This window comes from Sphingobium sp. B11D3B, assembly GCF_025961735.1.
Taxonomy (GTDB): domain Bacteria; phylum Pseudomonadota; class Alphaproteobacteria; order Sphingomonadales; family Sphingomonadaceae; genus Sphingobium.
In genome coordinates, this window is sequence record NZ_JAOQOF010000001.1 from 3,619,057 (window position 1) to 3,638,658 (window position 19,602).

At 64.8% G+C, this 19,602-nt stretch carries 18 protein-coding genes; 4 read left to right on the plus strand and 14 right to left on the minus strand.

Features of this window, described 5'->3' with window-relative positions; genetic code table 11:
* Positions 1 to 12 precede the first annotated feature (12 nt).
* Genes M2333_RS16770 through M2333_RS16795 form a run of 6 tightly spaced genes read right to left on the minus strand, consistent with a single transcriptional unit; the run spans position 13 to position 4,180 of the window.
* Entirely contained in the window at positions 13 to 708 is a 696-nt protein-coding gene (locus tag M2333_RS16770; RefSeq protein ID WP_264571221.1) for an aspartate/glutamate racemase family protein, read from the minus strand.
* Between the two features lie 19 nt (positions 709 to 727).
* Entirely contained in the window at positions 728 to 2,146 is a 1,419-nt protein-coding gene (locus tag M2333_RS16775) for an NAD(P)(+) transhydrogenase (Re/Si-specific) subunit beta (protein ID WP_264585690.1), read from the minus strand.
* A complete protein-coding gene (locus M2333_RS16780; RefSeq protein WP_264573533.1) occupies positions 2,146 to 2,430 on the minus strand; it encodes an NAD(P) transhydrogenase subunit alpha in 285 nt (94 codons plus the stop codon). Before M2333_RS16780 ends, M2333_RS16775 begins: the two co-directional genes overlap by 1 nt.
* 3 nt (positions 2,431 to 2,433) lie before the next feature.
* The gene (locus M2333_RS16785) at positions 2,434 to 2,910 is read right to left on the minus strand and encodes an endonuclease domain-containing protein (RefSeq protein ID WP_319801318.1); all 477 of its coding nucleotides are present in this window, start codon (positions 2,908 to 2,910) and stop codon (positions 2,434 to 2,436) included.
* The gene (locus tag M2333_RS16790; RefSeq protein WP_264612512.1) at positions 2,907 to 4,034 is read right to left on the minus strand and encodes a Re/Si-specific NAD(P)(+) transhydrogenase subunit alpha; all 1,128 of its coding nucleotides are present in this window, start codon (positions 4,032 to 4,034) and stop codon (positions 2,907 to 2,909) included. The genes M2333_RS16785 and M2333_RS16790 overlap by 4 nt, the downstream gene beginning before the upstream one ends.
* Positions 4,035 to 4,057: 23 nt before the next feature.
* Positions 4,058 to 4,180, minus strand: coding sequence for an aa3-type cytochrome c oxidase subunit IV (locus M2333_RS16795; protein WP_181560539.1), 123 nt, complete (start codon positions 4,178 to 4,180; stop codon positions 4,058 to 4,060).
* 147 nt (positions 4,181 to 4,327) lie between these two features.
* Here M2333_RS16795 and M2333_RS16800 point away from each other — a divergent pair, with 147 nt between their 5' ends.
* Complete coding sequence (locus tag M2333_RS16800; RefSeq protein WP_264612513.1) at positions 4,328 to 5,779, plus strand: sigma-54-dependent transcriptional regulator; 1,452 nt, start codon at positions 4,328 to 4,330, stop codon at positions 5,777 to 5,779.
* Positions 5,780 to 6,147: 368 nt separating this feature from the next.
* Here M2333_RS16800 and murA read toward each other — a convergent pair whose 3' ends face one another.
* Positions 6,148 to 7,431 (minus strand): UDP-N-acetylglucosamine 1-carboxyvinyltransferase, encoded by a 1,284-nt coding sequence (gene murA / locus M2333_RS16805; protein ID WP_264573530.1) that lies wholly within the window; start codon positions 7,429 to 7,431, stop codon positions 6,148 to 6,150.
* 62 nt (positions 7,432 to 7,493) lie between these two features.
* Positions 7,494 to 8,060, minus strand: a complete 567-nt coding sequence (locus tag M2333_RS16810) for an HNH endonuclease (protein WP_264573529.1) — start codon at positions 8,058 to 8,060, stop codon at positions 7,494 to 7,496.
* A 96-nt stretch (positions 8,061 to 8,156) separates the two neighbouring features.
* Between M2333_RS16810 and gluQRS the strand changes: the two genes are divergently transcribed.
* Both gluQRS and M2333_RS16820 read left to right on the plus strand, forming a co-directional pair.
* Positions 8,157 to 9,047, plus strand: coding sequence for a tRNA glutamyl-Q(34) synthetase GluQRS (gene gluQRS, locus M2333_RS16815; protein WP_264612514.1), 891 nt, complete (start codon positions 8,157 to 8,159; stop codon positions 9,045 to 9,047).
* A gap of 24 nt (positions 9,048 to 9,071) precedes the next feature.
* The gene (locus M2333_RS16820) at positions 9,072 to 9,308 is read left to right on the plus strand and encodes a twin transmembrane helix small protein (protein ID WP_181560534.1); all 237 of its coding nucleotides are present in this window, start codon (positions 9,072 to 9,074) and stop codon (positions 9,306 to 9,308) included.
* Between the two features lie 68 nt (positions 9,309 to 9,376).
* On the opposite strand, the gene M2333_RS16825 is transcribed toward M2333_RS16820, so the two are convergent.
* The 4 genes from M2333_RS16825 to M2333_RS16840 all read right to left on the minus strand — a co-directional run bounded on the left by M2333_RS16825 (position 9,377) and on the right by M2333_RS16840 (position 15,588).
* A complete protein-coding gene (locus M2333_RS16825; RefSeq protein ID WP_264612515.1) occupies positions 9,377 to 11,680 on the minus strand; it encodes an arylsulfatase in 2,304 nt (767 codons plus the stop codon).
* Between the two features lie 129 nt (positions 11,681 to 11,809).
* Positions 11,810 to 12,667, minus strand: coding sequence for an SMP-30/gluconolactonase/LRE family protein (locus M2333_RS16830; RefSeq protein ID WP_264612516.1), 858 nt, complete (start codon positions 12,665 to 12,667; stop codon positions 11,810 to 11,812).
* An 18-nt stretch (positions 12,668 to 12,685) separates the two neighbouring features.
* The gene (locus M2333_RS16835) at positions 12,686 to 14,482 is read right to left on the minus strand and encodes an IlvD/Edd family dehydratase (protein ID WP_264587788.1); all 1,797 of its coding nucleotides are present in this window, start codon (positions 14,480 to 14,482) and stop codon (positions 12,686 to 12,688) included.
* Positions 14,479 to 15,588: an aldose epimerase family protein gene (locus M2333_RS16840; RefSeq protein ID WP_264612653.1), complete on the minus strand. Its 1,110-nt coding sequence runs from the start codon at positions 15,586 to 15,588 to the stop codon at positions 14,479 to 14,481. The genes M2333_RS16835 and M2333_RS16840 overlap by 4 nt, the downstream gene beginning before the upstream one ends.
* Positions 15,589 to 15,791: 203 nt before the next feature.
* Here M2333_RS16840 and M2333_RS16845 point away from each other — a divergent pair, with 203 nt between their 5' ends.
* Positions 15,792 to 17,069, plus strand: coding sequence for a sugar MFS transporter (locus M2333_RS16845; protein WP_413716511.1), 1,278 nt, complete (start codon positions 15,792 to 15,794; stop codon positions 17,067 to 17,069).
* A 21-nt stretch (positions 17,070 to 17,090) separates the two neighbouring features.
* On the opposite strand, the gene M2333_RS16850 is transcribed toward M2333_RS16845, so the two are convergent.
* Both M2333_RS16850 and M2333_RS16855 read right to left on the minus strand, forming a co-directional pair.
* A complete protein-coding gene (locus M2333_RS16850) occupies positions 17,091 to 18,419 on the minus strand; it encodes an MFS transporter (protein ID WP_264612518.1) in 1,329 nt (442 codons plus the stop codon).
* Positions 18,420 to 18,611: 192 nt separating this feature from the next.
* Positions 18,612 to 19,565 carry a hypothetical protein gene (locus M2333_RS16855; protein WP_264612519.1) on the minus strand — a complete coding sequence of 318 codons (954 nt, stop codon included), beginning with the start codon at positions 19,563 to 19,565 and terminating at the stop codon, positions 18,612 to 18,614.
* Between the last annotated feature and the right edge of the window lie 37 nt (positions 19,566 to 19,602).

Genomic DNA, 19,602 nt, shown 5'->3' on the forward strand with positions numbered 1-19,602 from the left:
AAAGCGGCCCGGCTATTTGCCCAGCACGAAGCGGGCGCCGGCCTCGGCATGGATGGTCGTGCTGTCGTAGATCGGCAGCACATTGGCGTTCACATCCACGATCAGGTCGAGCTCCGTACAGGCGAGAACCACGGCCTGCACATCCTCCTTGGCGATGTTGGTCAGCTCGGTCTTCATGTAGCGCTCGGCCTCGCGGGTGATGATGCCGGCAGCCAGCTCGGTATAGACGAGCTTGTCGATGCCCTCGGCCAGATCGGCCTCGGCGGGCAGCAGTGAGACGCCGCCCTCCTGCACCAGATGCTGGCGATAATCGCGGTCGCTCATCACATTGCTGGTGCCGACCAGCGCGACCGATTTCACCTTGTCCGCCTTCAGCCGCGCACCAATCTCGTCGATGATGTGGATGACCGGCAGGTCCACGCTCGCCTCGATCTGCGGCACCACCTTGTGCAGGCTGTTGGCGCAGATCATCAGCGCTTCCGCGCCGGCCGCCTGCAGCCGCTTGGCTGCGCCGACCATGTGGCCGGCCCCGCAATCCCAGTCATTGGCCGAGGCGCAGCGGGCGACATCGGCAAAGTCGAGGCTGTCGATCAGCAGGGTCGCGCTGTGCAGCCCGCCCAGCTCGCGCTGCACGGAGCGGTTGATGAGGTCGTAATAGCGGGCCGTGGACGTCCAGGAGATGCCACCGATCAGTCCAAGCTTGCGCATCAAAACTCCATCTTGCGTGTCAGTGCCCGAGCGATTTGACGATCTCTTCGACCATCTTCTTGGCATCTGCGAGCAGCATCATCGTGTTGTCCATGTAGAAGACGTCATTGTCCACCCCCGCATAGCCCACGCCGCCCATGGAGCGCTTCACGAACAGCACGGTCTTGGCATTGGCCACATCGAGGATCGGCATGCCGTAGATGGGCGAGGACTTGTCCGTCTTGGCCGCGGGATTGGTCACGTCATTGGCGCCGATGACGAAGGCAACGTCGGTCTGCGCGAACTCGCTGTTGATGTCCTCCAGCTCGAACACCTCGTCATAAGGCACATTGGCTTCGGCCAGCAGCACGTTCATATGGCCAGGCATGCGGCCTGCCACCGGGTGGATGGCATATTTGACGCTCACGCCCTCCGCCTTGAGCATATCGCCCATCTCGCGCAGCGCGTGCTGCGCCTGGGAGACGGCCATGCCATAGCCCGGCACGATGATGACGCTGTCCGCCTGCTTCATCAGGAACGCCGCGTCTTCCGCGCTGCCGCGCTTCCATGGGCGCTGCTCCTTGGCCTCGCTATCGCCGCTCGCCGCTTCTGCGCCGAACCCGCCGGCGATCACGGACAGGAAGCTGCGGTTCATCGCCTTGCACATGATGTAGCTGAGGATCGCGCCCGAAGAGCCGACCAGCGCACCGGTGATGATCATCGCGCTGTTGCCCAGCGTGAAGCCCATCGCAGCGGCGGCCCAGCCCGAATAGCTGTTCAGCATCGACACCACGACCGGCATGTCGGCTCCGCCAATGGGGATGATGAGCAGGAAGCCGATGACGAAGGCGAGGACGAGGATAATCCAGAAGTCCATCGGCGCCTGGCTGTGCCAGAAGCCGTAGGTGAAGAAGAGGATCGCCAGCAGCGTGCCGATGTTGATGATGTGGCGCCCCGGCAGCAGGATCGGCTTGCCGCTCATATTGCCGTTGAGCTTGAGAAAGGCGATGACCGAGCCCGAGAAAGTGATCGCGCCGATTGCCACGCCCAGCGCCATCTCGATGCGGCTGGCGGCATGGATCGCGCCGGTCAGCTCGTCAGCAATGCCGAAGGACACCGGGCTGAGGAAGGCGGCGACGCCGACCAGCACGGCGGCAAGGCCGACGAGGCTGTGAAAGGCCGCGACGAGCTGCGGCATGGCCGTCATGGCGATCCGCCGCGCGATCACGAAACCGAGCACGCCGCCGATGATGATCGCGATGCCGATACGCGGCATCGCCACCGCATCATGCGTCGCCACGGTGGTGCCCACCGCGATGAACATGCCGAGCATGCCGAAGCGATTGCCGCGCCGGCTGCTCTCCGGGTTAGAGAGGCCGCGCAGCGCCAGAATGAACAGCACCCCGGAAATGAGATAAGCGAGTGCCGCCAGCGGGCCGACAGGCAGGAACGCCAGCATCACTTGCGCTCCTTCTTCTTGTACATCGCGAGCATCCGCTCGGTCACGGCAAAGCCGCCGAAGATGTTGATCGAGGCGAGCACCACCCCGATCAGCCCCAGCCACTCAGCCAGGGGATTGCCAGCCTCCGCCGCCGCGATGAGCGCGCCGACGATAATGACCGAGGAAATCGCGTTGGTCACTGCCATCAGCGGCGTATGCAGCGCGGGCGTGACCGACCACACGACATAATAGCCGACGAAGCAGGCCAGCACAAAAATCGAAAGAATCGCAATGAAGTCCATGGGTCAGGCTCCGGCATGATCCTCCCCATGCAGCGCATGGGGAGGGGGACCGTTCGCGTCCAGCGAATGGTGGAGGGGGTGGGCGGCCATTTGGGCAATGGCCTGCGCAACCGCGACGGGATCGGCGAGAACTTCGGCCGCATTGATCCGGCAGGGACGAAGGCCTCTGGCGGTCAGAAAGGCATCACGAGATGCGTCCCGCGCCGGGCGATCGCCCCGGTTATGCGCTTCGCCGTCGATCTCGACGACGAGCCGCTGCCGTGCGCAGTAGAAATCCACGACATAGGGCGGGATCGGGTGCTGGCGACGAAAGCGCAGCCCAAGCGAGCGCCGGCGCAGCTGCTGCCATAATAGCACTTCGGGGAGCGACATCGACGCGCGTAGCCGTCTTGCGAGGGTTCGGGGTGCAACCCCTCCACCATTCGCTGTCCGCGAATGGTCCCCCTCCCCATGCGGGGCATGGGGAGGATCGGTCCTCATCCCAATAGCCTCTCATTCACCACCTTGCCGCCCTGGGTGACGCGGATGCCTTTCACGATCTCGTCGTCATCCGGCAGCGCCGGCGCATTGGCGTCCCTGTCCCAATAAGCGGACAGGAAATTGTAGAGATTGCGCGCGAAAAGCGCCGAGGTGTCCGCCGCGAGGCGCGAGGGCATGTTGCGGTGGCCGACGATCTTCACGCCATGGCGCAGGGCGATTTCGCCTGGCACCGCGCCCTCGACATTGCCGCCCTGCTCGACGGCCAGATCCACGATCACGCTGCCCGGCTTCATCGTCCCGATCTGCGCGTCCGAGATCAGGCGCGGCGCCGCGCGGCCAGGGATCAGCGCCGTGGTGATGACGATGTCCTGCTTGGCGATATGACTGGAGACCAGCTCGGCCTGCGCTTTCTGATATTCCGGCGACATTTCGGTGGCATAGCCGCCGCTGCCTTCGCCCTCGATGCCCTTCACCGCATCGACGAAGATCGGCTTGGCGCCGAGCGATTCGATCTGTTCCTTGGTCGCGGCGCGCACGTCCGTCGCGCTCACCTGCGCGCCGAGCCGGCGGGCGGTGGCGATGGCCTGCAGCCCCGCGACGCCTACGCCCATCACGAAGACACGGGCGGCGGACACGGTGCCGGCCGCCGTCATCATCATCGGGAAGGCGCGGCCATATTCGGCGGCGGCGTCCAGCACCGCCTTGTAGCCCGAGAGGTTGGACTGGGAGGAGAGAATGTCCATGCTCTGCGCGCGGGTGATGCGCGGCATGAACTCCATGGCCAGCGCTTCCAGCCCGGCGGCCGCATAACGGTCGATCCGCGCGCGCTCGCCAAATGGGTTGAGCGATCCGACCAGCCATGCGCCCGGCGCCGCGCCCGCAATGCTCTCGGGCTCCGGCCCCTGCACGCACAGGATAATGCCCGCGTTCTGCACGGTGGCAGCCCGGTCGGTCACCGTCGCTCCCGCGGCCTCATACTCGGCATCGGAGACGCTGGCAGAAAGGCCCGCGCCCGTTTCCACCGCCAGCTCCGCCCCGAGCGCCTTGAACTTGCGGACGGTTTCAGGCGACGCGGCCACGCGCCGCTCGCCAGCGGCGGTCTCGCGAATGACGGCGATTTTCATGAACATCCCCCCGTTCGGAGGGATCAGGCGATGATCATGATGACGATGAGCGCGGCGATTGCGCTGAGAATCGTGCCCCACTTCATCAGCGTCACGAAGCCGCTGTAGCTGCCGGTTGCCTGATTCATGTCCTGTTCGTGCGCCATGGCTATCCTGTTCCAGATTGTCGTCTTCGCAATGTCCTAGCGGCATTATTTGGCGGCCTCAAGCAGCTTGCCGCAAAGACAGGTCGGCTTAACAGCCTCTTTACCCCCTCTCTTTAATTCCGTCGGCTGCAACGAGCGGAAGAGAGCATGACCGATCCCGAAAATCCTGTTCTGCTGCTGGTCGATGATGAGCCGGCGCAGCGCCGACTCAATATTGCCATGGCCCATCGGGCGGGCTGGCGCGCGATGAGCGCGAGCACGGCGGAGGATGCGCTCGAGCTGCTCGATTCCCGTGAAGGCGCGCGCATCAATGCCGTGATGATTGACGACTGGACGCAGGAAGGCGAGGCCAGCGACCTCATCCGTGCCATCGGCGTCCGTCGCCCGCAATTACCGGTTCTGGTCATCACCGCCAATGGCTCTGCCGAGCGGGCGGTGGATGCGATGCGCGCCGGCGCCCATGATTTCCTTATTAAGCCGATCGCGCCGGACAGTTTCCTGAGCGCGCTGCAAGCCGCGCTCAATCATGCCGGCAGCGCAGGGGAACTGCGTCCGCTCACCGAGAAGAACCGGGCACCGCTCGGCTTCGACGAGATTGTCGGCTCATCGCCCACCTTCCGCTCCGCCCTGGCCATCGCCGCCAAGGCAGCGCGTGCCCGCGTGCCCATCCTCATCGAGGGGGAAAGCGGTGTCGGCAAGGAAGTCATCGCCCACGCCATCCACGCCGCCAGTCCGCGCGCCCGCGCGCCGATGGTGACGGTCAATTGCGGCGCGATCCCGTCCAATCTGGTCGAATCGGACCTGTTTGGCCACGAACGCGGCGCCTTTACTGGCGCGTTCGATCGGCATGTCGGCAAGTTCAGCACCGCCAATGGCGGCACGATCTTTCTCGACGAGATCAGCGAATTGCCGCTCGATGCGCAGGTCAAGCTGCTGCGCGTGCTGCAGGATGGCGAGATCCAGCCCGTCGGCGCGCGCCTGCCCAGTCAGGTCGACGTCCGCGTGATCGCGGCGACCAACAAACGCCTGCTCGACGAGGTGGAGGCGGGGCGTTTCCGCGAAGACCTCTATTACCGCCTCAACGTCGTCCAGCTGACCATTCCGCCGCTGCGGGATCGTCGCGGCGATATACCCGCGCTGGCGCGTCATTTGCTGGAGCGCGTGGTGGCGCAGCCGGGGATGCGCAGCCTCGGCATCACCAATGAGGCGATCAATTTGCTCGCCCTGCACGATTGGCCGGGCAATGTCCGCCAGTTGCACAACACGCTCTTCCGCGCGGCTGTGCTGTGCGAGGGGGATGCCCTCACGGCCGCGGATTTCCCGCAACTCTCCGGCAAGCTCAACCAGAGCGAACCGGTGCGGCGCGAGAACGGGCAGGTCACGCCCATGGTCCGCAACGCGCAGGAAAGCGGCATCGGCGTCACGCTCTACGAGCCGAACGGCCATCTGCGCGCGTTGGCCGATATCGAGGCCGACGTCATCCGCCTCGCCATCGGCCATTATCGCGGCCGCATGACGGAAGTGGCCCGCCGCCTCGGCATCGGCCGCTCGACGCTCTACCGCAAGCTCGCCGAACTGGGCATCGATACGGCGGCCTGAGCGGCACCGTTTTAAGTCTGCACTGGTAAGATCGGCGGCATAGCCTTCACCGTCATTCCCGCGAGCGCGGGAATCCAGAATCCAGCCGCACTGCGCAGGCGCCCCTGGATTCCCGCGTTCGCGGAAATGACGAAAAGGGGAGGTTTGCAACCGCCTTCCAGGTTCCTCCCCATATCTGCATGGGGAGGGGGACCGTTTGCGTAGCAAATGGTGGAGGGGCGGATGCGCAGCGTCGGATTTTGCCCCCTCCACCACCGGCTTTGCCGGCGGTCCCCCTCCCCGAGCACGCTCGGGGAGGGTCTGGGTTTGTCTGCAGACGTCACTCAGCCGGGGATTGCACGGCCGGCGCGAGCCTAGCCGTCGCGAGCTTACCCGTCGCTGTCGCGCTCGATGTCGGCGCCGACCGCGCTCAGTTTCTCTTCCAGCCGCTCATAGCCCCGGTCGAGATGGTAGACGCGGCTCACCACCGTCTCTCCCTGTGCGGCGAGGCCGGCGAGAATCAGGCTCATCGAGGCGCGCAGGTCGGTCGCCATCACGGGGGCGCCGGTCAGCTTTTCCACGCCGCGCACCACGGCGGTGCGGCCGTTTACGGTGATGTCCGCGCCCATGCGGGCCAGCTCGGGCACGTGCATGTAGCGGTTCTCGAAGATCGTTTCGGTGAGCACGCTCGCGCCACCGGCCAGCGTCAGCATCGCCATGAATTGCGCCTGCATGTCGGTGGGGAAGCCGGGGTGCGGCGCCGTGGTCAGCGTCAGGGGCTTCAGCGGGCCGTCGGCCGCGACCTTAATGCCCGTCTTGCTTTCCTCGATGTGGACGCCGGCATCGCGCAGGCCCTTGAGGATCGCGTGCATGTCATCGGCATTGGCGCCGATCAGATCCAGCTCCCCGCCGGTGATCGCGGCGGCGCAGGCATAGCTTCCCGCCTCGATGCGGTCTGCCATCACCCGATAGGTGGTGCCATAGAGGCGCTGCTTGCCGTGGATGACGATCCGGTCCGTACCGATGCCCTCGATCTCGCAACCCATGGCGACAAGCAGGCCGCACAGGTCGACAATCTCAGGCTCGCGCGCGGCATTCTCGATGATCGTCTCGCCATTGGCGAGCGCGGCGGCCATCAGCGTGTTCTCGGTGGCGCCGACCGAGGGGAAGGGCAGGGTGACGAGCGCGCCCTTAAGGCCACCATCCGGCGCAATGGCGCGGACATAGCCATTGGCCATCTCGATCGTCGCGCCCAGCGTCTCGAACGCGCGCAGGTGGAAGTCGATGGGGCGATTGCCGATCGCGCAGCCGCCGGGCAACGAAACGGTCGCCTCGCCGGTGCGCGCCAGCAGTGGCCCCAGCACAACGATGGAGGCGCGCATCTTGCGCACGATGTCATAGGGCGCGACCGACGAGGTGACGCGCGCGGCCTTGAGCGTCATCACCCGGCCGAAATCTTCCTGCCGCGATCCCTCGATGGTGGTCGAGACGCCAAGCTGGTTGAGCAGATGGCCGAAGCTGTCCACGTCCGCCAGGCGGGGCAGGTTGCGCAGGGTCACCGGTTCCTCGGTCAGCAGCGCGCAAGGCAGCAGCGTCAGCGCGGCGTTCTTCGCGCCGGAGATGGGGAGTTTGCCGGAGAGCGGCTTGCCGCCGCGGATGAGAATACGGTCCATCGCGGCTTCTTAGCGGCTCCAGAGCCGCGTGCAAGGGGCAGGGCGGAGACGGGTTCCCTGGCTCAGGCCAGCAGTTCGACATCCCAATAGAGCCAGTCGTGCCAGCTCTCGTGCAGATGGTTGGGCGGGAAGGCGCGGCCATGGTCCTGCAATTGCCAGGTCGTCGGGCGGATCGGCATTTGGCGCAGCGGCATATGCGCCTCGCGCGGGGTGCGTCCACCTTTCCTGAGGTTGCACGGCGAGCAGGCGGTGGCGACATTCTCCCAGGTCGTGCGGCCACCCGCGCGGCGCGGCACGACATGATCGAAAGTGAGATCCTTGGTTGATCCGCAATACTGGCAGGAGAATTTGTCGCGCAGGAAGAGGTTGAAGCGGGTGAAGGCGGGATGCTCGCTCGGCCGCACATATTGCTTGAGCGCGATCACCGAGGGGATTTGCATCTGGAAACTCGGCGAATGAACTTCCTGCTCATAGCTGGAGACGATGTCCACCCGATCCAAAAAAACCGCCTTGATGGCGGTTTGCCAGGGCCAGAGGCTCAGCGGATAATAAGAAAGCGGGGTGTAGTCGGCGTTCAACACGAGCGCCGGGCAATTTTCTGGATGGCGTATTCGATCGGGATGATACATGCGCGCTCTTGCCCCTTTCGTTTCGCCGCACTCTCTCCAAGAGAAGCGTGACGTGCATATGACAGCAGAGACGATGAGTCTTCGTCAAGGCCTTGTATGATGGAAAACGACTCTCCACGACATGTGGTGACCCGTTTCGCGCCGAGCCCGACCGGGCGCCTGCACATCGGCCATGGCTGGTCGGCGTTGCAGGCTCATGACTTCGCGCGGGAAAATGCCGGCACCTTCCTGCTGCGCATCGAGGATACCGACGTCACCCGCTGCCGGCCCGAATTTACCGAGGGCATCTATGAAGACCTGCGCTGGCTCGGCATCGGCTGGGACGGGCTGATGATCCAGTCGACGCGCTTCGATGCCTATGAGCAGGCTCTGGACCGACTCAAAGCATCGGGCGTCGTCTATCCCTGCTTCTGCACGCGCGGCGATATCGCGCGGGAATTGGCCGCGAGCCTGCACGCCCCGCATGGCGCCGACGGGCCGCTCTATCCCGGCACCTGCCGCGCGCTGTCGCCGGACGAGCGCGCGGCACGGATCGCGGCGGGCGATCCGCATAGCTGGCGGCTGGACATGGGCGCCGCGCTGGCGCGCACCGGTCCACTGGCCTGGCAGGATGATTTTGCCGGCACCGTCCCCGTCGAGCCTGACGCGTTGGGCGATCTGATCATCAAGGGGCGGGACCGGCCGGCCAGCTATCATCTTGCTGTGGTGGTGGACGATGCGGCGCAGGGCGTCACGCATGTCATTCGGGGGCGGGACGTGTTCGCCTCCACCCACGCCCATCGCACCCTGCAGGCGCTGCTCGGCCTGCCCAGTCCGCGCTACCGGCATCACAGGCTGATCGTGGATGCGGCGGGCAAGCGCCTTGCCAAGCGCGCCGATGGCCTGAGCCTCGCGGAACTGCGCGATCAGGGCCTTTCCGGGCCGGCGCTCGCCGAAGATTTGCGGGCTGGCCGCTTTCCGGTTGGAATCAGGGTCGAAGCCTCCTAAATCGGGGCCACAAGGAGACAAGCTATGGGCAATGCCCTCATGATCATCCTGCTGGTGCTCGCCATGCTAGGCGCACTTTTCATGCTCGTTCGCGGTATCGTGACGTTCCTGCGCACGACCGAGGCGGAGCTGAAAGGCGATGGCACCGGCCCGAGCCAGTCCAGCCTGCGCCAGAACAAGGCGATGATGGGCCGCGTGACCTTCCAGGCACTCGCGATCCTGATCGTGGCCATTTTGCTGCTGGTCAACAGCGGCCGCTAAGCGGCCTGCATACCCCAAATGACATGGCCGCCCACCGATAGGCAGGCGGCCATGGGCAAGTGCTGGTCTCAGTAGCTGGTGATCGTCACCTTCTCGATCGTATCGGGGAAGTTCAGCGGCCCCGTGCGATCATCGATCAGCGCGTGGCCGATCATCGCTTCGCCGGTCACGATCTTGATGACGCGGGGGATCGAAGCTGTTGCTTGCGACTTGCCGTCGACTAGCAACGAGATCGTCAGCCCTTCGCTCGCCGGGGCGATCTGGGCGGTGATCACATGGTCGCCCGCACCGAGCGCCTGGGTGCCCCGCAGGACCTTGCGTTCCTGCGCGCGGCCCGAGGGGTTGTAGGTGAAGACCGGCACGCCGTTCTCCATCGCGAGCGTATAACCCGCGAACTTGGCGCCTTGGGTCAGAATTGGCCCGCTGACCGCTGATCCGCTGAGTTTGACGCGGGCTTCGGCAGTCCAGTTGGGGTTGAGTTCCGGGAAGGTCACGGCCGGATAGCGGATGTCGCTCGTATAATAAGTGCGCGTCCGCTCGGGCGCGAGGGCGTTGGGGCGATATTTGTAGTTCAGCCGCTCGAAGAAGTCGGCCGAGAGCGGATAGACATGGAACTTCTGGGCCGCCGCCTCGAAGTCCGCCTTCAGTTCGGCCAGCTTGTCGGGATACTGCGCGGCGACATTGCGGGTCTGCGACCAGTCCTCGTTGAGATTATACAGCTCCCAGCCGGCCTTGGTCGGGTCGGTCTTGTTCGGTCCCCATGGTTCCCAATTGACCTCGGTCCCGGCGAACCAGCCATCCTTGTAATAACCGCGGCTCCCCAGCATCTCGAAATACTGCTCGCGCCGTTGCGACGGGGCCTTGGGGGCATCGAAACTGTACTTCATCGAAATGCCGTCGATCGGCTGCTGGGCCACACCGTCCACCGTGGCCGGCGGGGTAATCCCCACCACGTCATAGATGGTCGGCGCGATGTCGATGACATGGCTGAACTGGGTGCGGATGCCGCCCTTGTCCTTGATCTTGTCAGGCCAGGAGACGACCATCCCCACACGCAGCCCGCCGAGCTGGGAGGCGACCGTCTTGCCCCATGGGTAGGGCGTGTTGAGCGCATAGCCCCAGCCGACCGGATAGTTGCCGAAGCTCTCCTCCGTACCGAACTTGTCCTTCTGCGGCAGCAGCGTCTCGGGCGTTTCCTTGATGCCGGCGAACTGCGAGTAAGCGTTGATCGAGCCGTACATATTGTGCAGCGCCGCGCCGTTGTCGCCGTTGATGAAGATCACCAGCGTGTTGTCCAGCTCGCCATCCTGACGCACCCGCTCGATCACGCGACCCAGTTGATTGTCGAAGAAGGCAAGCTGCGCGGCGGCCACTTCCATCATATGCGCGTAAAGCGCCTTCTGATCGGCAGGCAGGCTATCCCAGCGCGGCACGCCGGGCAGGGGCGGCGCCATGCGGGCGTCCTTGGGGATGATGCCCATGGCTTTCTGACGCGCGAAAATCTGGTCGCGCATCTTGTCCCAGCCCATGTCGAACTTGCCCTTGAACTTGGCCACCCAATCGGCCGGGGCCTGCTGCGGACCGTGCATGGCGCCGGGCGCGACATACAGGAAGAAGGGCTTGTTCGGGTCCTGCGCCTGCTGCGCGCCCAGCCAGCCCAGCATCTTGTCGGTCATATCGCGGTCGAAGATATAATTATCGTCCGTCCGGTCGCGCCGCACGGGGTTGATATTCTCGACAATGGTCGGGTTGAACTGGTCGGCGCCCGCACCGTTGAACCCGTAGAAATAATCAAAGCCCAGACCGATCGGCCAGCGCTTGAACGGTCCCATCGGCCCGGTTTCCCAGTCGGGGATATTGTGGTTCTTGCCGAACCACGACGTGTCATAGCCATTATCGCGCAGCACCCGGCCCAGCGTCGCGGCGCTGTCCGGCATCACAGAGGTATAGCCCGGGGCATCGATCGACACGTTGGAGATCGATGCATTGCCGACGGCATGGTGGTTGCGGCCGGTAAGCAACGCGGCCCGCGTCGGAGAGCACATGGCGGTGGTGTGGAAGCGCGTGTAGCGCAGGCCGGAGGCAGCGAGACTGTCGAACACTGGCGTCGGAATGGGGCCGCCATAAGAGGTGGAGGCGCTGAAGCCCACATCGTCCATAAGGATGAGGATGATATTGGGGGCACCCTTGGGGGCCTTGGTCGGCTGCGGATAGTAGGTCCAGTCAGGGCCGACCGGCGGCGAGGCCTGCTGCGAGTTGGCGCCTTGTTGCGCCGTCGCGGCGGAAAGCCCAAGGCCCGCACATGCCGCGATAATCAGCCGGCTGGCGCCCCGCCATGCGGCTTTGGACGCCATCTTCCTTGAATAGCTCATCGTTCCTCTCCCTATTTTGAACCACCTTGTCATGCGGAGAGACAGGTAGAAGCAACGGCCTGCGAGGCTATAAGTTATAGCCACTCGCTAATAGGATCAGGGCAGGACGGATGAAGCTTGGCGTCGATGTCAGGCCGGAAACAGGCCCGGCGCGACGCCCGTGAACCGCGTCTCGATCTCGAACAGGGCGCCATCATAGTCAGAAGGAGGCAGACCGGTCGCAGCAGAGGTAACGAAAAGCCGGTCGAGCTTCTCACCGGCAAAGGCGACATTGGTGATCTGGGAGGCGGGTAGCGAAATGCTGTGATCCAGCGTGCCATCGGGGCGGAAGCGGCTCACCCGGCCGGCGCCCCAATGCGCGACCCACAGCCCGTCCTCGGCATCGACGGTCATGCCGTCCGGCCCGCCATCTCCCTCGCCAAAGCGGACGAAGATCTCGCGGTCGGCGATGCCACCATCCGGCGTGCGCGCGAACCGGTAGATGAGCCCGCGCATGGTATCGGTGTGGTAGAGCCAGCGGCCGCAGGTTGAGAAAGCAGGGCCGTTGGTGACGGTGTAGCCGCTGTCCATCGGCGTCCAGCGACCATCCGGCGTGAACCGGTAGAGCGTGCCGCTTTCGCCCTCGATCCGGCTGTGCATGGTGCCGCACCAGATCGTCCCGCCGGCATCGGCCTTACCGTCATTCATACGGTTGTCCGGCAGATGCGGCTCGGGGTTGCCAATTGGCTCGATGGTGAGGGGATCGAGCGAGAGCCGCGCAAAGCCGCTCGCGAACCCGGCAATGAAACCGCCCTGATCGCGCTCGACCACCCAGCCCAGCCGCTCGGGCATCGCCCAGCGGTCGACCGTGCCATCGGCGAGCGAGAGCCTGTTGAGAGCCGGCGCGAGAATGTCCGTCCAGTAGAGCGCGTTGTCGCGCGCGCTCCACAGCGTCCCCTCGCCCAGCTCGTCGCGCACGTCGCGCTCGACGATCCGCCAGCCCGTCATCCTGCTGCCCTTTCGGCCTTAGTGATTGTCGCGCGGCAGGCCCTGGGTTTGCGCGATGCGCTGGAACTGCTCGCTGCCTTCCAGAATCGCGCCCTTGTCCAGCTGCCCGACAAGCGAACGCTGGATGTCCTGCCATGGGGTCTGGGACGCGGGATAGGCATAGCCACCCTTGGCTATCAGGGCTTCACGGCGCTCGGCAAGCTCCGCGTCGGCGATCAGCACATCCACCGTGCAGGCATTCAGGTCCATGCGCACCCGGTCACCGTCGCGCAACAGGGCAAGACCGCCCATGGCCGCCGCTTCCGGGCTGGCATTGAGGATCGACGGGCTGGCACTGGTGCCGGACTGGCGCCCGTCGCCGATGCAGGGCAGGGCGCTGATTCCTTCCGTAATGAGATAGGCCGGCGGCCGCATGTTCACCACCTCCGCCGCGCCGGGATAGCCGATGGGGCCGGCGCCGCGCATGAAGAGAAGCGTGTTCTCGGTAATGCCGGTGGCCGGATCATCGATGCGCTTGTGATAATCCTCCGGGCCGTCGAACACGATGGCGGGGCCTTCGAACACGCCCGGTGCGTCCGGGTTGGAAAGGTAGCGGTCGCGGAATTCCTGGCTGATCACGCTGGTCTTCATGATGGCGGCATCGAACAGATTGCCGCTCATCACCAGAAAGCCGGCGTCCTCGACCAGCGGCTGCTCGAACGGATGGATGACGCGCTCGTCCATGATGCGCGCATCCCGGCAATTGTCGCCCATGCTGGCGCCGTTCACGGTCAGCGCGCCTTCGCGGATCAGGCCGTGGCGGATGAGCTGCGCGACCACGGCGGGCACGCCGCCGGCGCGATAATAATCCTCGCCCAGATATTCGCCGGCCGGCTGGAGGTTGACCAGCAGCGGCACCTTGTGGCCGAGCCGCTCCCAATCCTTGAGCGGCAGATCGACGCCGATATGGCGCGCAATCGCCGCGAGGTGGATGGGCGCATTGGTCGAGCCGCCGATGGCCGAATTCACCACGATGGCATTGTGGAAGGCGTCGAGCGTCAGAATGTCGGACGGCTTGAGGTCTTCCGCCACCATCTCGACAATGCGCTTGCCGGTGCGCCAGGCGACTTCCTGCCGGTCGCGATAGGGCGCCGGAATGGCGGCGGAGCCGGGCAGCATCATGCCCAGCGCCTCGGCAAGGCTGTTCATGGTCGTCGCCGTGCCCATGGTGTTGCAATAACCGGTCGAGGGGGCCGAGGAGGCGACGAGCTTGATGAAGCCCTCATCGTCGATTTCGCCGGCGGCGAGCATCTGCCGCGCTTTCCACACGATGGTGCCGGATCCGGTGCGCTCGCCCTCATGCCAGCCGTTCAGCATCGGGCCGACGGAGAGCGCAATGGCCGGAATGTTCACCGTTGCGGCGGCCATCAGCGCGGCGGGCGTGGTCTTGTCACAGCCGGTGGTCAGCACCACGCCATCGAACGGGTAGCCATACAGCGCCTCGACCAGACCGAGATAGGCGAGGTTGCGGTCCAGCCCGGCGGTGGGGCGCTTGCCCGTCTCCTGAATGGGGTGGACGGGGAATTCGATGGCGATGCCGCCGGCTTCGCGAATGCCCTCGCGCACCCGCTCGGCCAGCACGAGATGGTGGCGGTTACAGGGCGAGAGATCGCTGCCGGTCTGGGCGATGCCGATGATCGGCTTGCCCGAGCGCAGTTCCTCGAGGCTGAGGCCGAAGTTCAGGTAACGCTCCAGATAGAGCGCCGTCATGTCGATATTGTCGTCATTGTCGAACCATGCGCGCGAGCGCAGGCGCGAGCCCTTTGGGTCTGTCATTTGTGGTGTGTGCCCTGCTGGATTGAAACGCGGTAGATCATGGCATGCCGATAGGGCTTGCCGGGATCGACGCGGGCGGAAATGAAATCGGGATGGTTCGGCGCATCCGGGAATTTCTGCGGTTCGAGCGCGATACCATCCCCCATGCGGTACAGGCGGCTGCTTTTGCCGGGGACCGTGCCATCCAGGAAATTGCCGGCGTAGAATTGCACGCCCGGCTCGGTCGTGAGCACTTCGAGCACGCGCCCGGAGGCGGGGTCTTCGAGACGCGCGGCCAGTTCCGGCTTGGCTGTCACGCCCTTGTCGAGCGCGAAATTATGATCATAGCCCCGGCCTGCGCGGATCTGATCGTCCCGGCCATCGCGAATGTCCTGCGCGATGCGGCGCGGCTTGCGAAAATCGAAAGGCGTGCCGGCCACCGGGCGCAACTCGCCGGTGGGGATCAGCTTGGCATCAACGGGCGTGAAGGCCTTGGCGGGTATGGTCAGCAACTGGTCGAGCGCGCCGCCGGGTGACTCCTCGCCGGCCATGTTGAACAGCGCATGGTTGGTCATGTTCACGATGGTCGGCTTGTCCGTCCTGGCCTCGAAGGCAATGCCGAGCGCGCCGCTCTCATCCAGCGTGTAAGTGGTGGTGACGTCCAGCTTGCCGGGGTAGCCGGCATCGCCATCCGGGCTGACATGGGCGAGCACGACACGCGCGGTCGGGCCGCTCTCCACCGAGACGATCTTCCATACGGCGCGATCGAAGCCCTTGCCGCCGCCATGCAGCGAATTGGTCCCGTCATTTTGCGTCAGCTGGTAGGTCTTGCCATCCAGCGCGAACCGGCCATTGGCGATGCGGTTGGCGAACCGCCCGACGGTAACGCCGAGATAATTGGGGTGCGCCTCATATTGGGCCGCACTGTCGAACCCGAGCACGACATCAGCCCGCTTGCCGTCTCGCCCGGGGACGAGCAGCGACTGCAGCGTGGCGCCATAAGTGATGATCTTCGCTTCCACGCCTTGCGCGTTCTTGAGCGTGACCGCCTCAATGGCGGTGCCATCGGCGAGGGTGCCGGCAGCTGCGCGGTGCGCCTCGGCGGCCTGAACCACGGAAACCGGCATCGCCATCGCCAGCGTTCCGGAGATGATCGCTATCCAATATGCACTTCGCATCCCTGCCCTAATCCTTTTGTCTCTATCCGCGCTGTGCGGGTTTATAGTCAGACAAATGACATTGACGCAAGCCGACATTCCGGCGAAAACGCCTCGGTAAAATTGATGAGGGGATGGAGCCGATGGCCGGACCGGCAGGGGTTGCAAATGGGGTGAGCAAGGACAGCGGCGGGGTCAATTACACCCCGGCCCTGGTGCTGCTGGCCAGCCTGTTTTTCATGTGGGGTTTCATCACCGTCATCAACAACACGCTGCTGCCGCATCTGCGCAGCGTGTTCGATCTCAATTATACGCAGACAACGCTGATCGAATCGGTCTGGTTCATCGCCTATTTCGTCGCGTCGATCCCATCTGCCTGGCTGATCAAGCGGATCGGTTATCAGAAGTCGCTGGTCGTCGGCCTGCTGGTGATGGCGGCGGGGTCGCTGGGCATGATGCTTGCCGCCAGCGTGCCGTCTTATGGCGTCACCCTCGTCATGCTCTTTGTGATCGCGAGCGGCATCACGCTGCTGCAGGTTGCCGCCAATCCCTATGTTGCGGTGGTCGGCTCGCCGGAGACGGCATCCTCGCGCCTCAATCTCGTGCAGGCCATGAACTCGGCGGGCACGATGTTCGCGCCCTTGTTCGGCGCCTATCTGATCCTCGGGCGCTCAAAGGGCGGCACAGCGGAAGCAGGCGTCGTGCTCACCCAGGCGGAGCGCCTTGCCGATGCGCAATCGGTGATCTTGCCTTATGGCCTCGTCGCGGTCGTGCTGATCGTGCTCGCCATCGTCATTGCGCGCTTTCCGTTGCCCGCCATGGGGTCGGCCGCCAATCGCGCGAGCAAGGAGGAGCGCCGCAACCACTCGCTCTGGCGGCACCGCAATCTGGTGTTCGGCGTGCCGGCGATTTTCATTTATTTGATTGCCGAGATCGGCGTCGCCAATCTGTTCGTGAACTTCGTCAGTCAGCCGCACATCGCCAACCTCACCCATGAGCAGGCCGGTCGCTACCTCACCTTCCTGTGGGGCGGGATGATGGTCGGCCGCTTCGTCGGTTCGGCGATCATGCAGAAGATTCCGGCGGAGACGGTGCTGGCGGCCTTCTCCATCGGTGCGTTCGTGGTGATGCTGGTCACGGTCTTCACCACCGGCCCGGCGGCGATGTGGGCCTTGATCCTCGTGGGTTTCTTCCACTCGATCATGTTCCCGACCATCTTCACGCTCGGCATCAAGGGGCTGGGACCGTTGACCGAGGAAGGCTCGGGGCTGCTGATCATGGCGATTGCCGGCGGCGCGCTGGTCATCGTGCAGGGCTGGCTGGCGGACAGCTACGGCCTGCAAATGTCGTTCCTGCTGACGGCGGCGTGCGAACTCTACGTGCTGTTCTATGCGTTGTGGGGTGCGAAGCCGACCAACGCCTTGCCCGAGCCGCAGCCGATCGATCAATAACTCTGACTAAATTGCTTCGGGTTATCCAGCGGCAGGGGCGAGCGCTTTCATGCGCTCGACCTTGCCGAACAGGAAGAGCAGGCTGAAGGCGGCCGTGAAGCCGCAGCCGGCGAGGAAGATCAGCACCAGCTCGAAAGATTGCGTCTGCTGCAGAATGAAGCCGATCACGATCGGCGTCACGATGGACGACATGTTGCCGAACATGTTGAAGATGCCGCCGCTCAAACCCGCCGCACCGGGTGGCGCGATATCGGACATGACGGCCCACCCCAGCGCGCCGAAGCCCTTGCCGAAAAAGGCGAGGCTCATGAAGATCATGATCATGGTCTGTGCGCTGGTGTAATTGCAGCCGAGAATGGCGAGCGACCCCATCATGCCGGTGACAATGGGGAGTTTGCGGGCCAGCGTGAGGCTATGCCCGCGCTTGAGCAGCCAGTCCGACCACAGGCCGCCCAGCAAGCCGCCAAGAAAGCCGCAGATCGATGGAATGGCGGTCATCAGCCCGGTCTCGATAATCGAGAGGCCACGCTCCTGCACGAGATAGACCGGGAACCAGGTGATGAAGAAATAGGTGAGGGCGTTCACGCAGAATTGGTGGAGATAGAGCCCCCAAAGCGACGGGGCGAGAATGAGGGCCCGCACGTGCCGCGCCGTCTCGCCATCCGGCCGGCCTGCCGGTTCGGCCTTTTCGATCAAGGCGCCGCCATCGACGATCAGTGCCAGCTCTGCGGGCTGGATGCGCGGGTGACGATGGGGCTCGTGGACTGTGCGCGCCCAGGCCATGGCCGCGACCAGCCCGACCCCGCCCATGAACAGGAAGACCTCCGGCCAGCCAATGACCCCGATTATCCAGGCCATGATGGGCGCGAACAGGATCGTCGCGCAATATTGCGCGGAGGTGAAAATGGCGGTGGCGCGGCCGCGTTCGCTGGCCGGAAACCAGCTGGCGACGATCCGCGCATTGCCGGGGAAGGACGGGGCTTCGGCCAGACCAACGAGGAGTCGGAGCAGGAAGAGCGCGGTGATGGCGGCGGCGCCGGAGAGGAACACCACCAGGCCCTGCGCGGCCGTGAACAGCGACCAGCCCACAATGGCAACGAGATAGACGCGCCGAACGCCAAACCGGTCGAGCAACCATCCGCCCGGCAGCTGCGCCGCGACATAGGACCAGCCAAAGGCCGAGAAGACGATGCCGAGTTGCAGCGGATCGATATCGAGATCGCGCGTCATCAGGGGCGCCGCCAGCGAGAGGATCGCCCGGTCCGCATAATTGATGACGGTGACGCCAAACAGCACGGCGAGGACGCCCCAGCGAAGCCGGCCTGCCAACAGCCTGGTCGTTTGACTCATCGCGCCTCTCCCTGCCGGCGCTGCATGTCCGCCCCTTCGGAGGCGGATACTGTCTGACAAACAGGGCGGCGGTGGCGGGCGTAAAGCGGATCGTAGACACACGCAAGGCTATCAATCCGGACATTTCTCTGCCCGGCTATTCAAACGCTGGCCGCTAAATGTCCTGCTATTGCGCCAGCCTCGTGCGGGGCATTAGCTCGGGCAGCGCACGCGCTTGACGGACCCGATGGTCAACACGTCGCCCCCGCCGGAGAGAGTCAGCGCGGCAGTATCCGTCCAGCTTTCGCCCTCGCCCGAGTAAGTGGCGGTGACGCTCAGGCGATTGGGCGAGAGCGGGCGGGCTTGCGTCACCTTGCCCACGCTCTCGTAGAATGTGATGTCGTCCGCGCCCACCGCTAGCCGCATATTGTCGCCGGGCTTGCCGCATGCCGCGGTGCTGGACGACCAGTTGCCCCGGAAGGCCTGCGGAATGGCGCCGGCGCCTGTCTCGCCGCCCGGCGGGATGATCTTCACCGTGCCGCGCGGCGAGAGATCCGACTCCGCGATCAGCCAGGCCATCTGGCCGCTCTCGCCTTTCTGTCCGCCCGGGTTGCGCACCAATGTCATCGTGCCGATCATGTTGAACGGGCGACCATCCTCGCGCATGCGGCCATACATCTGCACCGGCACTTTCACGCGCTGACTGCTGGTCGACTGGGGCCGGCCGACCAGAACCTGGACATCGTTATAACGGTTATAGGCGCTCGAAAACTGGGCCTCCGTCATGCCGCTGCCCCGCCCGGAATCGGCGTAGAGCCGGTAGGCATCGCCAAAGCGGCCCTGCGCCAGCGCGAGGCCCCAAAGCTGGATGGTCGCGCCGGAAGCCTCGACGCTGGTCGGCACGCGCGCGGCCGCCTCGTTGAGCGGGGTGCGGTCATCGGGCAGGCCGCCCTGCTCGCCAGGGGCAGGGGGAACGAGCGTGCCGAGAAATTCCGGCTGTACCGAAGTGGTGCCGCTGTCATTGGCATTGAGCGCGTTATCGAGGGCTTCGTCCGCCTGCGCCGCGTTCATGCCATTGGCCTGATTGTCCGCATCGGGCGACACCTGGCATCCCGCAAGGATGAAGGTGAGCGCGGCAATCGAGGAAATCTGGCTCAGTCGGTTCATGCTCGTCTCCCTTTTGGGCATCGCTTGCGGTTCCCTT

Excerpts from the sequence above, each read along its gene's own strand:
- M2333_RS16785 (WP_319801318.1), bottom strand. The coding sequence starts at position 2,910 with ATGAGGACCGATCCTCCCCATGCCCCGCATGGGGAGGGGGACCATTCG.
- M2333_RS16830 (WP_264612516.1), bottom strand. The coding sequence starts at position 12,667 with ATGACGGGCTGGCGGATCGTCGAGCGCGACGTGCGCGACGAGCTGGGC.
- M2333_RS16800 (WP_264612513.1), top strand. The coding sequence starts at position 4,328 with ATGACCGATCCCGAAAATCCTGTTCTGCTGCTGGTCGATGATGAGCCG.
- M2333_RS16795 (WP_181560539.1), bottom strand. The coding sequence starts at position 4,180 with ATGGCGCACGAACAGGACATGAATCAGGCAACCGGCAGCTACAGCGGC.
- M2333_RS16855 (WP_264612519.1), bottom strand. The coding sequence starts at position 19,565 with ATGAACCGACTGAGCCAGATTTCCTCGATTGCCGCGCTCACCTTCATC.
- gluQRS (WP_264612514.1), top strand. The coding sequence starts at position 8,157 with ATGATGGAAAACGACTCTCCACGACATGTGGTGACCCGTTTCGCGCCG.
- M2333_RS16780 (WP_264573533.1), bottom strand. The coding sequence starts at position 2,430 with ATGGACTTCATTGCGATTCTTTCGATTTTTGTGCTGGCCTGCTTCGTC.
- M2333_RS16775 (WP_264585690.1), bottom strand. The coding sequence starts at position 2,146 with ATGCTGGCGTTCCTGCCTGTCGGCCCGCTGGCGGCACTCGCTTATCTC.
- M2333_RS16835 (WP_264587788.1), bottom strand. The coding sequence starts at position 14,482 with ATGACAGACCCAAAGGGCTCGCGCCTGCGCTCGCGCGCATGGTTCGAC.
- M2333_RS16825 (WP_264612515.1), bottom strand. The coding sequence starts at position 11,680 with ATGAGCTATTCAAGGAAGATGGCGTCCAAAGCCGCATGGCGGGGCGCC.
- M2333_RS16790 (WP_264612512.1), bottom strand. The coding sequence starts at position 4,034 with ATGAAAATCGCCGTCATTCGCGAGACCGCCGCTGGCGAGCGGCGCGTG.
- M2333_RS16770 (WP_264571221.1), bottom strand. The coding sequence starts at position 708 with ATGCGCAAGCTTGGACTGATCGGTGGCATCTCCTGGACGTCCACGGCC.
- M2333_RS16850 (WP_264612518.1), bottom strand. The coding sequence starts at position 18,419 with ATGAGTCAAACGACCAGGCTGTTGGCAGGCCGGCTTCGCTGGGGCGTC.
- M2333_RS16840 (WP_264612653.1), bottom strand. The coding sequence starts at position 15,588 with ATGCCGGTTTCCGTGGTTCAGGCCGCCGAGGCGCACCGCGCAGCTGCC.
- M2333_RS16810 (WP_264573529.1), bottom strand. The coding sequence starts at position 8,060 with ATGTATCATCCCGATCGAATACGCCATCCAGAAAATTGCCCGGCGCTC.
- M2333_RS16820 (WP_181560534.1), top strand. The coding sequence starts at position 9,072 with ATGGGCAATGCCCTCATGATCATCCTGCTGGTGCTCGCCATGCTAGGC.
- murA (WP_264573530.1), bottom strand. The coding sequence starts at position 7,431 with ATGGACCGTATTCTCATCCGCGGCGGCAAGCCGCTCTCCGGCAAACTC.